Consider the following 13958-nt stretch of genomic DNA (forward strand, 5'->3'; position numbering starts at 1 on the left):
GATAATCGCTTATAAATAAAGCTGTATCAGCTTTTAATAAACAATTCCTTATTTCTTATCGGAATACTATGTTTTTAAATTAAAATTTTTTGACTATCTCTTATGGTTTATCAGCTACATGTAATCCGCATTCAGTCTTACTAGAATTTGACCAACGACCAGCACGTGAATCATTAGAATTAAATACGGGTGATGTACATGGAATGCAACCAATACTTGGATAATTTTGATCATGTAATTCATTATAAGGTAAGTCCTTATCACGTATATAAGACCATACTTCTTCTTCTGTCCAATAGATTAAGGGACACACTTTAATTGATTTAAATCTTTCATCTTTGTTAATGAAATTTGTATGTGCTCGTGTTGGTGATTGTGCTCGTCTAAGACCTGATATCCAAGCTACAGCACCAGATAATACGTCTTCTAGAGGTTTAATCTTGCGTATGTAGCAACATTGATTAGGATCATTCTTCCATAAAGCAGGATTATATTTCTCACCTTGTTCCTCTAACGTAAGTTCCGGTTTTTTCATTTTAATGCGTAATTGTGGATATTTATCTTTCACCCTATCTATTAAGTCATATGTTTCTTGAAAATGTAAATCAGTGTCTAAAAATACAATTTGTGCGTCGGGTTTAATTTGAGAAATCAAGTCAATCAAAACCATACTCTCAGCACCAAAACTGCAAGAATAAACAATATCATTTTCATAAGTTTGATATGTCCATTTTAAAATCTCATAAGCACCTTTTGTCTCATCATTAATATCTAATTCATTTATAAATGGATCGTTTTGAAAATTGTCATAAGTAATTCTTTTTATAGACATTTGTGGAGCCCCCCTATCACCTTATCAATCCATCCAAATCAACAAAACATATCAGAATTGTCAGAATAATTATGTTTAATACTTTAACTACTTTTATAACGAAAGTCAAGGTAACTCGAGAAATTATCGAAATAAAGATGAGATTAATTTAAATTTTTTGTCCTATATGCTCATAAAAAAATTTAAAGAGCCTACACATATGATATGGCAGACTCTTTAATAATTTCTTTTCCATTCGTTTATCGTGGCTTCATTCAAAATATTACAAATGAAACAAGATTATTTTATTCTTTAATTCAAGTATAAGACAGGCATTTATTTTAATAATTGTCTTATTAATTCCTCCATTTGGTTAGGATTATCACAAGGTAAAAATCGTTTAACAATATTTCTCTGTTGATCGACTACAAATTTAGTAAAATTCCACTTAATTTGCGAACCAAATAATCCTGGTTGTTTACATTTTAATAATGTGTACAAAGGGTGCTCATGCTCTCCATTAACGTTAATCTTAGCATGGATGGGGAAAGTAATACCAAACTTATATTTATATACGCGATAAATATCTTTGATTAATCCTGGCTCCTGATTATTAAAATCATTGCAGGGGAAGCTCAAAATCTCAAGACCATACTTATGATATTTTTTATAAAGCATTTCTAATTTATTAAATTGATCATTCAAAGTACAATTAGTTGCAGTATTTACGATAATGAGCACTTTCCCTTTATATTTATTTAGTAAATAGGTAGAACCATCATAATTCTCTACCGCAATATCATAAATACTCATTTAGTTACACCTCTACATCATCGCCAATTTCAATAAATCTATAACGCCACTGGAAGCTCCAGGAAATGCAAAAATATTTTGATTTAAATCGTGTGCAGTAAGTTTTTGATTAATGATAAAGACTAGGAGATTAACCAAATCACCAGCGTCATTCCCATAAATCTCTGCTCCTACTAAACGTTTTTGACTATCTAATACAATTGACATTTCAGCTTCTGTTTCGTTTTGATACTCAAATACCATTTGTCTTCCGAATGGTATATCTTTAATTATATACGTATCATCTTTCTTAGCCTCGCTTACTGTGACACCTATTTGAGATAAACGAGGCAATGAATAAAGCACTGAAGGTATTGGTGGATACTGGATGTTCAATCCAAGGATATGGGCAGCGATATAATTAGACTCAAATGTAGCTGTAGGAGTAATCTTAGGAATCATTTTATCGATAACGTCCCCACTTGCATATATATTTTTTACATTTGTTCTTAAATAATCGTCAACCTCAATACCTCTATCACTAAATTGTATACCCACTTTTTCCAAACCTATTTGCTCAACATTAGGCTTTCTACCTGTTGCATCCAGTACATAATCTGTTTCAATCATTTTTCCAGACTCAATTTCTACTATAAAACGTTGCGCATTCGGTCTAACTGACTTGGTATTCTCACTAAAGTAAAATTTAACACCTTCATCTTTTAACTTTTGAATTAATTTATTGACGTGAGATTCGTTAAACCCTTCAAGTGCCTGATTTGTATGATGAATCACATTGACCTCTACACCAGATTTGACCATGATAGAAGCGAATTCAATACTGATAATACCTGCTCCAATAAAAGTTATACTATTCGGTAAAGATTGCATTGATAAAAATTCCCGACTATCATGCGTATATTCTTTACCTTCGATATCTAATTGATGACTATGTTGTCCAGTTGCTATAACAATATAATCTGATTGTAATGTTGTATTATTTACCTCTATTGTATGAGCATCTACAATTTTACCTTTCCCCATGATTACATCAATCCCCTGTTGTTCAAACATAGATGTGAGGGTTTCAGACATAGGATTAATGACTTGCTCTTTGTAACGCATTAAATTCTTCCAATTCACTTCTAAATTGTGACTATCAATAATATTAGGATATTGTTTGGCTTCTTCAAGCACTTCATAAGGTCCCTCTAATAAAATTTTCGCATTACAACCATAGTTAGTACATGTACCGGCGATGGTATCTTTTTCAACTATAGTACTTGCTTACCACTTTGCTTTAATGTTAACGCAGCATGCCAAGCTGCATGACTACTTCCTAAAAATACTACATCATATTGTTTCATTAACTCTCATCCTTTCTTATTTTTCTATGAGATGTTTTAATGTTTTCTCTAGTTCTTCAAACACATACTTCGTTTCATCATACTCCGTTGTATCAAATTCTTGTGGTAAGCAACTTGAAATTGCTTCAAAAACTGCTTCTTGTTGTTGTTGTCCATTGTCAGTTAACGTAATTATCAACTGTCGTTTATCAGATTGTTGACGTTCTCTTTTAACCCATCCAGATTGCTCAAGTCTTTTTAGTAATGGGGTTAAAGTGTTACTGGATAAATCCAAATGTCTACCGATTGAATTTAATGTTTGAGGATTCTCTTCCCATAACATCAGTAATACTAAATACTGAGAATAAGTTATACCAAACTGTTTTAACTTTTTCTCATAAAATTGAGCAAATAAACGACTTACATTATATGCTGAAAAACAAAGTTGATTCGCTAACCTCATTTGTTCTTGTTTCACATATCCACCTCTTTTCAATCGCGCACGATTGATTATAGTGTAAAATGACTCGCACATATTCACAATATTTATGCTCACAAATAAAATTTTCTCATTTAAACATCGACTATAAAGTTAAAGAGACTTGGAATAATACTATATTAAAGATACCCTGACCACTAATCATAGAAAAAGCCCAAGACACTTTTTGAGTTCTTAGGCTTTCCATAAGCGTTATATTTAAATTTGATTTACATTTTCAATGACGGTAACGTCTCCATTTTTAACATTAACTAACACAGAGAAGTCATTATCTTTGTTACTATCATAAATAAGCTGGCTTGAATTTCTATCATCCGGTTCATTATACATACTTAAAAATTGATCTTCTGAAATATGATTAGGTGCTACACCTACGCTAACAACTTCATTATCATCGTAGGCTACAGCTAAATCACCATATGTTTCATAACTCCACTTCAAACTTTCTACAGAACCATTGGATGTTCCAAATTTATCTTCAACTTCTTCACGTGTCATTCCATTATAAACACCTCTATATCCACTTGTTGAAGCAGACTTCATATAACCTTGATCAAAGTCATTACTAAAAACATCAATGCTTGGACCAGTAGATTGGTTTCTATTTTGATTACTTTCATTTGATTGTTGAGACTGTGTTGTTTGATGACTTTGCTCATCACTAATATAATGATTGTAAGCATAGTACGCACCATACAATAGTGCTGCTATCAACAAGACAAATATAATTGATAGTACAATCAACCAACCTGTATGTTTCTGTCCTTTATAAAATGTTGAATCATGATCTTGTCTTTCCTCACGAGAAATATACGATTGCTGTTCACGCATATGTTCAATTTGATTTTCACTTTTTCTTTGTGTCGATGTCTGTAAATGTTTTCCACATTTATTACAAAATGACTGTTCCTTTTTTACCGGATTTCCACAATGAGGGCAGAATTTCATTTATATCACCTTTCCTCTAAACGATTGTATTCCTCACGCAACTGATTCACCTGAGTTAGCCCTGCTTTCATAAGTATAAATATAAATAGCCATGCAATTATAATTAATAGAATATATTTTAAATAACCACTACTTAAAAGTGTTATTTCCGTATCCCATATTCCGTGCAATGTCACTGCCACAAAAAAGAAAAATATAAAACGTTTATCGATGATATTCGCCCATTCGAAATGGTTTGTTTCTTTCACTATTACTGCCGCAGCACCAACAATAGCTGCCCAAACGAGGTGACCGCCTAAAGCTGTCCAACCTCTTTGTATAGTAATTTCAGTAATATTATTAACTCCATCAACTAAATTAAATCCAAACCTGAATATATAACCGGCTGATTCAAACACCGCGAACCCTGCACCAACAGCAGCACCGATTAGTAATCCATTGAGTATTTTATTTGTTTTTAAATAATTGATAAACAAAATAACAACAGTTGCTTTTCCAACCTCTTCAACAAATCCTACTATGAATGCATCTGTTATAGTCATAATTCCATAATATTGCGATTCAGTACTAAATGTAACAAATTGATATAAAATCATTGTACTAATGAGTGACAATACACCACCAATAAAGAACATCCTCATTACATCAAAGATACTAATGTTTTTAAATGCATTAGATTCGAAGAAGAAGATTAACCCTGAAATAGGAACTAATAGTGCGCCAATAAATATCATTCCTGGTATGGCATTGGCATTACCAAATACATTTGTTAATACCCATAACGCTAGGAAAGTGATACCTAAAGCTAAAAATACACGCGAGAATACCCAAGGTCTCCCCCACTCCTCGGAAACTTCATTAATATGTGGCGTCGTACGCTTTGTTCCAGCAATAAATACATCATCCGCTTCATCTTTGGTGTGAGCTTTAAACACCTCAGAAAACATATCACGCAAATTCAATTTTAAACTTTCATCATTCCCTGCTAGCCTACCTATTGATTTCGTTGTGTTATTAAATAGATGCTTGGCTTCTTCTGTTAATCGAATGCGATCTGCAGTTTCATTTTCTATTTCAGGTTTTGTGTTTGAATATGTATATGACCCTATGTTGTCATTTGCATTTGATAATGTTTGCTGAAGAAAATGACCACAATTAATACAAAACTTATCATCGACATTTACTACTTTGTGACACTTTGGACATTGTCTTTCTTGACTACTAAAAAAATGTTCAGTTTTTGTCTTTGGATTATCGAACACACTCTGCCCACAATTAATACAAAATTTATCATCCTTCTCTAAATGTGTCCCACAATTTGAACAAATCAATTCAATCCCTACTTTCAAGTTATCTCTATAAAAAAGTTGTTATCAATATTTTAAATTAATTCTCATAAAATCGCTATATTCTATGACAGATAAACTGTTAAATTTCGTATTGCAAAATAAAATGTCGATAAAAGCGACTGCTTTTATCGACGTTGCTCTTCGTATCTTATACGTTGACGATATCCATATGTGCTTTCTTTAATGAGTTCATCATTAAGTAAACCAGCTCCAATTGCACCTGCAACTGTCGAAATGGAAGCTGCAAACCATGGAATACTTAAATACAAATCAATGCCTGCAGGACCTTTTAATCCAACTTGCTGACCTAAAAATCCTGATGGTAATAATACGATTTCAGCAATTAAGAAGAGTAAATATAGAATAATATAATAAATGATAATGGCAAAAATCAATGTCATTATTGTTGTAAGATTGTATAACCAAGTAATACGCTTATGATTACTTTTTTTAACTGGTTCCCATAAATCATGTGACATCATTATCCATATTAACATTCCAATAATCGCAATAATTGAAATTCCAAATAAGCGCCACATTGAAAAGTTATAAGCCATTTGCCACATCGTTGTAAATACAAGTCCAAATGCACCTGTAGTAAATGCAATTGCTACTATATTACTTAAACTTGCCATCATATTTAATGGATTATTCGCAAAGGTCATTCCACTAACAAGGCGAAACATGCCTCTAGAACGTGAACTTGATAAATATCTTAAGTGATATGAGTCTGTTTCTTTCATATATATTGTTTCTTTATCTATTTTAGAAAGCGGAAATTGCTTTTTCACTGAATTTTCTATTTGATTATTATTATCATAATTACGACTTTCTTGTTCAGCTTCATTTAATTCTTGAATAATATTATAAATCGCATGCTTGAAACGTTTTTTAACTGGACGCCAGCCAAAGGCCGGATATGAGAAAATAGCTGCACCATTTTTCATATTAATATCTAATGCCATCACTTGCTTATCAGCAAACATCGGTAAATCTGTAATTGCTATCACATAATCCCATTGTCTCTTATCGTGATAATCGGCTACTTTCGCAAAAATTTCATCTACAGATTCGGCAAAACCAGTAAGCGGATCAGTAACTAAATCAAAAATCCATTCTTGCTGATGATCATAATGCGTAGATAACATTTTAGGCATTTCTTGTATGAGATTTTCTGCAAGATGTTCAGTAACACCTGGAGCGACGACTAGACCCACAGTTTTTTGATTTGTCATGCGTCATCCTCCTCTCTATGTCCTTGTTTTTTACCTTCATATTGTTCATTATTTTCATCTTTACTTGAAGTTTGTTGTTCGACATTTTGTTGTGATACATCACGAGAAGTTTCTCGTTCTTTTTGTTCTTGCTCAGCTTCTTTATAGCGATGATATTGTCTATAAGAATAAGTAATACGACGTATTTTCTCTTCATTTTCAACAGTTGATCCCATAGCTCCAGCTAAAAGCCCTAATGATGATACAAACCAAATCAATCTCATATAATTTGAGAACGTAAATTGTGCTTGGGCACTCGTCCAACTATTAAATAATTCCACAGGGACAAAGAGTGTGATACTGATGATTAACAATAAATACAAAATGACATAATTTATGAGTGTAATCAAACTTAGTGTAACAAGTGTGGTTGAATTATAAATATATCGATATACACGCTGAGATTTAGCAGTTTTCTTTTCAATCAATTGATGCGCATAGAATAGCCATCCGGCCATCCCAAGTATGGCAATCACCATCAATATGATAAGTCGAAGCGGTGAATAAATCACGCTTAATTCCCATGGCATTGAAAATATGGAGACATAAGTTCCTGTTGCAAAGGCAACTGAAATGATTTTCTTAAAATTAAAGATGTTTTTCCAAGGCTGATTTGCTCGTGTCAGTCCACCAATTAACTGAATCCAACTTATGATAAATAAAATATTAATATATCGTTGCTTTGATGTTGCGTCTTCGTCTGGTTCTACAGCCTTCACGCGTACAAAAGGATGTGGCGCATTTTTGTTTTTCGGTTGATTATAATATAATTGTTCAATCAATGAAGTCATCGTTTTAACTAGCTTGCGCTTTAAATCAATAAAACCTAGTGACGGTAATGATAGCATTGCAACATGTTTGTCACTATTAAAGTCGCTGACTACCACTTTATTATCTGAAATACTTGGCAAATCTGTCAGGCAAACAACGTAATCCCACTGATATGCCTCTTTAATTTGTGCTGCTTTTTCAACACTTTCATGTACATCCTCTGCAGATCCTATCATGAGATCGACTTTGATTTCGAAATTCCATCGATTATGTTTAGTCCGCTTTGACAATAACTGTTTAACATTTGGAATTATATTTTTTGCATGTTGATGCGCTATACCTGGTGAAGGTATAATTCCGACTGTTTGCATCGTCGTTGTCCCTCCTTTCTAATTTTTAAATCAACTTTATTCATAGTTAAAAAGTGCACGTGATCACGCTGATAAACGTTCTTAACGTACACTTTTGTTTTGTTACTCATTAAGTTTTAATTGTAACATTTATTTTGCTAACACGAGTGGTGAGAAGATAATATAACTTACTACTACTAATGCAAGAACAATAATACCTGCAACGTAACGATATTTCCAAGGCGTCATATCTACTTTTGGTTGATGCGTGTTTAAATCAAACTCACTAGATGGTTTAACTTTGTTAAAGATCAAAATTATAATTAAATCTACAAAGAATAATACACTAAATGTGTATACATAATTAATTTCTGTAAATACAAAGCTGATGATGGCATATAAAATTATATGTGTGAAGAGTGTCACTTTAGCGCCCAATTTAGATGTGCGTTTAGAAAAGAAAGCGACTAAAATCAAAGCTAGCACAGGCATACTATACACACCATTAAACTGTTGAACTACTGCATAAAGACCACTAGGGAATAATGAGATGACTGGTGCAAGTGCTACAACAATAACTCCAATGACTACAGTAGCAATGTGTCCCACTCGAGCAATATGTTTATCTGATTTATTTTTTCCAAAAATAGGTTTATAGAAATCGAGTGTTAATAGTGTAGTCGTACTATTCAATGAGCCAACAAATGAGCTCAATATTGCACCAAAAATAACCGCACCAAATAAGCCGAATGCCCATTCTGGTAATACTGAAGTTACAAGTGCAGGGTAAGCGTTATCTGATTTATCAAGACTACCATTAAAATAGTTAAATGCTACTACACCTGGTAAGACTGTAAATAATGGTCCGAACACTTTAAATAAGCTTAAATATATTGCTCCTTTTTGAGATTCTTTTAAATTTTTAGCTGCGAGTGCTTTTTGAACTATCATCTGGTTTGCGCACCAGAAGAATAAATTGTTAAAGAACATACCGAAGAATAGGGTTGGCCAAGGCACAACATCCGAATCCACCTTACCAAAACCATTTAATTTCTCAGGTGTGTCTTGCACGATTTTGTCGAATCCATGTAGGAAGTTGCCATCTCCTAATTGACCTAGACCTAATATTGTAATCGCAAGTCCACCTATGATTAAAGCCATGCCATAAATTGAATCACTAAAAGCACTTAACGATAAACCACCTACAAATAAGTAAATAATACCAATTATACCAATAATAGATGAAATAATGATGACAGCTGTTGAACTACTTACACCTAAATATTCATCAACTTTAAACATTTTATTGAACACTAGTGAACCAGAGTACAATACTACAGGCAAGAAAGATACGACATAGGTGAAGATAAATAAAATGGAGACAAAACGTTTAGTAAATGTATCATAACGTAATTCCAAAAACTCAGAAATTGTATTAACACCGTATTTTAAATATTTAGGAAGAAAGACCCATGCCAACAATACAACTGCTACGGCAGCCGTAACTTCCCATGCCATTACTTCCATTCCTTGTGCATAGCTTTAACCATTTTGCCCAACAATTTGTTCTGTAGACAAATTGGTCATGATAATTGTTGAAGCAACTGTAAATCCAGTAAGGCTATTTCCTCCCATAAAATAACCATCTGAACTATTCGTTTTAATTTTTCTTGATTGCAAATAGGCATAAAAAGAAATGCCACCTACGACCATAATAAATAAAATAATCGATATCCAATTCATTTAATATGTTCCTCCATTTCACTTTTGTTGATTGGATATAATTAAAATGAATCCTAAAAAACAACGATAGCGACTTATACGTAAAACAATGAATGTATCTACATCAACTTAACAACATATTATTGTAAAGTGATAAATGTTTCATATGTGAATTGCGTTTGTCATTTCGTATACAACTCATATATTGACAGAAATATAAATTTTAAAACTTCTTTTTTTGTTTTTAAAATGAATTGTACACTTTAGAACATTTTTTAATAGCGGCATTTTTCCAATATATTTTTTAAAGTATCCTTGCACTAAATTTAACTATAGAAATCACTTCATCATTTTAAAATAATAATTAAATTTTTATACTAAAAAAGCGAGACCGATTCTTTTCAGATTCGTCGTCTCGCTCCCGTACAACTGACTATGATTCGAAACAGTCAGTAACAAGCATTTTTCAATTCATTTATTTATAATAAAAGTTTCAAACATTAAAACATTTGATATAGGTATTCAACCTTTAAATCGTTTGTACTATTTGTATGGTTGATTATCATGATTATGGTTTTCTCGTTTATTTTGATCATTCAAGGCGTGATCATGATGAGATGTTGATGGTTGACCAATATGTGGTTCATTCATATTATATTGTTGTTGTTCACGTTTCTTTTCTTCTGGCACAACATGTGAATGTATGTCATTACTGTATTGAGAATTGATTTGGTCATTTTGTGTTTGTGGTTTACGTACTAAAAGCATGATACCTGCTATTAACCATAAGACACCAGCCATAAAACTTAAAAAGAGACCAATGATTCCTGTAATAACGAGTAATATTCCTGATACTTTTGCATTTTTACCAATTAAAATAGCGGCAACTATTGATACAATTAATAAAATGAGAAGTATAATAATTAAAACGACACCTAAGCCTAACATAATATTATAAGTTTGGTATGCTAAATCATATTCCCCTGGATTTTCTTCTATAAATCCTTGAATCATTCCATTTTTAAAATCACTTGTTTGTGTCATTATGAAAAATATGCCTATTAAAAATACATACAACAGATGTAATCCATTGCCAATCCATGAAAGTATTAATTCACCTTTACGTTGTATCATTCTTGTTCCTCCTTTTCACCTATTCATTTAATTCCCTAATTTTTTTAAACATATGCATTAAATTAGATATATTGTAATTTATCTTTCTTAAAATATATAAATATTAATGCTTACCGTTTATCATCGTATAATAAATTCTAGAAGTAATCCAGTACATCATTGAATAAAAAATAATAAATACAACTATCACACCTACATAACTTGTAGCATATAGTCCCAAGTCATATTGACCAACGATTCCTAATACAGAGTATATGATGCGAAAAGCAGCTAACGTATGTATAATTGCAACAATTACAGGAATGAGAAATACCCATATTACTTGTTTATTAATTGTTTTTTTGATTAAATTTTCATCTAATCCAAGTTGTTTCATCGTTATATATGCATCTCTATCTTCATGTCCTTCTGAAACTTGTTTATAATACATCATAAGAAATATACCTATCAATAAAACTAGAGATACAACACTTCCAACAAAAACTAAACTTGAGTTGACTTGTTTCCACATCAATAGATTTTGTTTTTTCACTTGAAATTCAATATCATGTTGAACCCCTATTTTCTTAATACGATGATTCAACTTATCCTTTTCTTTTAATACATTAAATTCAACGGCAGTTTGGACTTGATTAGGAGTGATGACTAAATTTTCATCATTATGATTACGATATTCATTAACAATACGATCCATCAGTTGTTGTTGATTCACAATTAAAGTTATACCATCTGCATAGAGTAAGTTATCCATATTTGTAGACTCAATATATTTAACTCTGTATGTTTTCCCGAATATATTGAGCGTTTTCATTTTTTTAAATAATGACACACTTGTACTAATTGCAATTTCATCATCATTTAATTTTATTTTTTTATTGTTTTTATTGTAATCACTTTTATTATATATAGAAATAAAGGAGTTGAATTTTCGCTTATTTCCAAAATTAAATAAACCACTCGATACAGTTTGTCTTTTTAGCTTTTTATGTTTTAAGCCTCCCTGCAATTCAGCTCCCACCATACCTCGTGCATAAATTTTAAATTGACCAGTTGGAACTTCTTGGCGAATATCTTTTTTTAAATTTTCTATCTTACGTTGAATTTTGCTATTTTTATGAAAATCACCAATATAATAACCTGCGTAATCATTTTTAAATGCAAATTCAAACCTGTGATCCATATTTCTATAAGTTGAGACTGTCATACTTAACGTAACAATCAGAAATGTACACATAAATGAAATCGTAGCTAAACCAATCGCACTAGATTTTACGCGTGATTTGAGTCCTGCAATAAAGAAAAAATGATTGGGTTTATAATAATAATGATCTAATTTTTGTAACATTTCTAAAACTATTGACCCTAAGCTAACAAAAAGCAAATAGGTACCGATAAGCGTTGACAAAATCGCAAAAAATAGAATCCCCAAGGAACCGATAGCCGTGTTAGGTTTTATAGCTAAATAATAGCCAATTCCTATAAAAATTAATCCTAAAATTAAAAATATTATTAACAGTACACGGGACTTTTCATGTGTCTTACTTTTATTTTTAAGCAGTAACTGCAAGGAGTTTTTAAATGATATTTTAAAATTGTTAATAACAAACAGTATAATCATCAAACTGAATAGCATGGTTAATGTGATTTTCATTGACAAAACATCAAATGGATAATCTGACAACTGAGGTTGATGCGTATTAACTAGTTTATTAAATAACATAAAAAAGAGCTCACCAAATAAGTAACCTCCAACAATGCTCAATATTGCAGATATAATAAATTGAATGAGAAGTTCAATCAAGATGATGAGTCTTAGATGTTTTTTCTCCATGCCAAGAACCATATTTAAGGCAAATTCCTTTTTCCTACGATTCATAACAAAGTGATTTGCATAAATTAAAAATATGAATAATAACATCGTCAGAAACACTATTCCAATCATCGCAGATATTTTTAATTCAGGATGATGCTCATTAAAATACATGTTAGTGGTTAACGATAACAATATGTATTCAATACCGAATAAAATACTTATTACGCTAATAAACGGAACAATGATATGACGTTGATTAACAAAATTTTGTTTAATCATTTTCCACAAAATCTTGAAAGTCATATTAGTCACCTACTCCATTCAATATGGCCAAATTATCGGCAATACGCTTTTGATAATCTGTTTGCGATTCTTCACCACGATAAATCTCATGATATAAACGACCATCTTTGATAAAGATGACACGGTTCGCATATGACGCGTCAATATTTGAATGTGTCACCATTAATATAGTTTGATGCTTTTGATTAATTTTTCGAAATAAACACATAAGGTTTTTAGAGGTTTTTGAATCAAGTGCACCAGTGGGTTCATCAGCTAATAATAATTTAGGTCGTGCTATCAACGCACGGGCTATAGCTATCCGTTGTCTTTGTCCCCCAGATATTTCAGACGGATATTTTTCAAGCAAGTCTTCAATTCCTAATTGTTCACTTATTTCCGTTAAGCGTTTTTGCATTATTTTCGGACGTTCATTTGCAAGTACAAGAGGCATCAAAATATTATCTTTGTTCGACATCGTATTCAACACATTAAAATCTTGAAACACAAATCCCATCATTTCTCTGCGAAAGCGTGCAATGTCTTTATTCTTCAATTGATTAAGCGGCAACCCGTCTAACTTTATTAATCCTTCAGTTGTACGATCAAAAGTAGCAATTAAATTGAGTAATGTAGATTTACCTGAACCTGACTCGCCCATGATTGCTACAAATTCATTTTCATCAATTTCAAGGTTCATTTGATTTAAAGCCGTTGTCGTGTTCATACCTCTGCCATAGACTTTTTTTACATTTTTAACCTCTAATAACACTATGCAAACTCCTTTCTCCCTTTCTACTACATCATAAAATAAAAAGAATGCCAATAACATTCATAATATCTTACAAATATCATTGGCAAACTTAC

10 protein-coding genes and 2 pseudogenes are annotated in these 13958 nt (G+C 31.7%); all 12 read right to left on the reverse strand.

What is annotated here, in order from left to right:
* Positions 1-100 precede the first annotated feature (100 nt).
* Positions 101-832 carry a phosphoadenylyl-sulfate reductase gene (locus HMPREF3058_RS03210; RefSeq protein ID WP_002490851.1) on the reverse strand — a complete coding sequence of 244 codons (732 nt, stop codon included), beginning with the start codon at positions 830-832 and terminating at the stop codon, positions 101-103.
* 315 nt (positions 833-1147) lie between these two features.
* Entirely contained in the window at positions 1148-1624 is a 477-nt protein-coding gene (locus HMPREF3058_RS03215; protein ID WP_002490906.1) for a glutathione peroxidase, read from the reverse strand.
* A 12-nt stretch (positions 1625-1636) separates the two neighbouring features.
* Positions 1637-2970, reverse strand: a pseudogene (locus HMPREF3058_RS03220) (NAD(P)/FAD-dependent oxidoreductase).
* Between the two features lie 16 nt (positions 2971-2986).
* Positions 2987-3427 carry a MarR family winged helix-turn-helix transcriptional regulator gene (locus tag HMPREF3058_RS03225; protein WP_002490895.1) on the reverse strand — a complete coding sequence of 147 codons (441 nt, stop codon included), beginning with the start codon at positions 3425-3427 and terminating at the stop codon, positions 2987-2989.
* A 219-nt stretch (positions 3428-3646) separates the two neighbouring features.
* Positions 3647-4396, reverse strand: coding sequence for a zinc-ribbon domain-containing protein (locus HMPREF3058_RS03230; RefSeq protein WP_002447022.1), 750 nt, complete (start codon positions 4394-4396; stop codon positions 3647-3649).
* Positions 4397-4401: 5 nt separating this feature from the next.
* Positions 4402-5727, reverse strand: a complete 1326-nt coding sequence (locus tag HMPREF3058_RS03235) for a PrsW family glutamic-type intramembrane protease (protein WP_002490881.1) — start codon at positions 5725-5727, stop codon at positions 4402-4404.
* A 143-nt stretch (positions 5728-5870) separates the two neighbouring features.
* On the reverse strand, positions 5871-6980 hold the full coding sequence (locus tag HMPREF3058_RS03240; protein WP_002490870.1) for a hypothetical protein: 1110 nt from the start codon (positions 6978-6980) through the stop codon (positions 5871-5873).
* Positions 6977-8161 carry a hypothetical protein gene (locus HMPREF3058_RS03245; protein WP_032604314.1) on the reverse strand — a complete coding sequence of 395 codons (1185 nt, stop codon included), beginning with the start codon at positions 8159-8161 and terminating at the stop codon, positions 6977-6979. The genes HMPREF3058_RS03240 and HMPREF3058_RS03245 overlap by 4 nt, the downstream gene beginning before the upstream one ends.
* 129 nt (positions 8162-8290) lie before the next feature.
* Positions 8291-9883: pseudogene (locus tag HMPREF3058_RS03250) on the reverse strand (solute:sodium symporter family transporter).
* Between the two features lie 522 nt (positions 9884-10405).
* Positions 10406-10996, reverse strand: a complete 591-nt coding sequence (locus tag HMPREF3058_RS03255) for a DUF4064 domain-containing protein (protein WP_002490857.1) — start codon at positions 10994-10996, stop codon at positions 10406-10408.
* A gap of 103 nt (positions 10997-11099) precedes the next feature.
* Positions 11100-13112: an FtsX-like permease family protein gene (locus tag HMPREF3058_RS03260; protein WP_002490860.1), complete on the reverse strand. Its 2013-nt coding sequence runs from the start codon at positions 13110-13112 to the stop codon at positions 11100-11102.
* A gap of 1 nt (position 13113) precedes the next feature.
* On the reverse strand, positions 13114-13863 hold the full coding sequence (locus tag HMPREF3058_RS03265; RefSeq protein WP_002490898.1) for an ABC transporter ATP-binding protein: 750 nt from the start codon (positions 13861-13863) through the stop codon (positions 13114-13116).
* Positions 13864-13958 lie beyond the last annotated feature (95 nt).

It is taken from the genome of Staphylococcus sp. HMSC068G11, assembly GCF_001815825.1.
Lineage (GTDB): Bacteria > Bacillota > Bacilli > Staphylococcales > Staphylococcaceae > Staphylococcus > Staphylococcus epidermidis.

Coding starts and splice junctions, on each gene's coding strand:
- HMPREF3058_RS03210 (WP_002490851.1), bottom strand. CDS start 832: ATGTCTATAAAAAGAATTACTTATGACAATTTTCAAAACGATCCATTT.
- HMPREF3058_RS03215 (WP_002490906.1), bottom strand. CDS start 1,624: ATGAGTATTTATGATATTGCGGTAGAGAATTATGATGGTTCTACCTAT.
- HMPREF3058_RS03230 (WP_002447022.1), bottom strand. CDS start 4,396: ATGAAATTCTGCCCTCATTGTGGAAATCCGGTAAAAAAGGAACAGTCA.
- HMPREF3058_RS03240 (WP_002490870.1), bottom strand. CDS start 6,980: ATGACAAATCAAAAAACTGTGGGTCTAGTCGTCGCTCCAGGTGTTACT.
- HMPREF3058_RS03245 (WP_032604314.1), bottom strand. CDS start 8,161: ATGCAAACAGTCGGAATTATACCTTCACCAGGTATAGCGCATCAACAT.
- HMPREF3058_RS03255 (WP_002490857.1), bottom strand. CDS start 10,996: ATGATACAACGTAAAGGTGAATTAATACTTTCATGGATTGGCAATGGA.
- HMPREF3058_RS03260 (WP_002490860.1), bottom strand. CDS start 13,112: ATGACTTTCAAGATTTTGTGGAAAATGATTAAACAAAATTTTGTTAAT.